Origin of the sequence: Ningiella ruwaisensis (assembly GCF_004798935.1) — a bacterium.
GTDB classification, from domain to species: domain Bacteria; phylum Pseudomonadota; class Gammaproteobacteria; order Enterobacterales; family Alteromonadaceae; genus Glaciecola; species Glaciecola ruwaisensis.
Genome location: NZ_RAHT01000027.1, coordinates 1 through 673, shown reverse-complemented (window position 1 = coordinate 673; position 673 = coordinate 1). Strand labels below are relative to the sequence as shown.

Below are 673 nucleotides of genomic sequence, written 5' to 3'. Positions count from 1 at the left end.
GTTAGTGCAATAGCCAAGCAGTTGATTTCTCATCGAGCGAAACGACGAGCGAGCGAAGGAGCATACATCGAGTATGTGACTGAGTAAGCGAGGAAGAGTCGCGAAGAGGAGGAAGCAAATGCGCGGGCTATTTAGGGTTGTATGGTTAAGTGACAAAGCGTATACGGTGGATGCCTAGGCAGTTAGAGGCGAAGAAGGACGTGTAAGTCTGCGAAAAGCTGTGGTGAGCTGACAAAAAGCATTTGAGCCACAGATATCCGAATGGGGCAACCCACCGCTTCGGCGGTATCTGCATCTGAATTCATAGGGTGTAGAGGCAAACGAGGGGAACTGAAACATCTAAGTACCCTTAGGAACAGAAATCAACCGAGATTCTCCTAGTAGCGGCGAGCGAACGGGGAGCAGCCGAATCAGTATGTGTTAGTGGAATGTGTTGGGAAGCACAGCGATACAGGGTGATAGCCCCGTACACGAAGATGCATATTGGTCATATTAAGTAGGTCGGGACACGTGTTATCTTGACTGAAGATGGGGGGACCATCCTCCAAGGCTAAATACTCCTAACTGACCGATAGTGAACAAGTACCGTGAGGGAAAGGCGAAAAGAACCCCAGTGAGGGGAGTGAAATAGAACCTGAAACCGTATACGTACAAGCAGTGGGAGCCCCTCACT

General features: G+C 49.8%; 1 rRNA gene. It reads left to right on the top strand.

The window, feature by feature from the left end:
- Positions 1 to 143: 143 nt before the first annotated feature.
- Positions 144 to 673 (top strand): 23S ribosomal RNA (locus D6V41_RS18085); the annotation flags it as partial.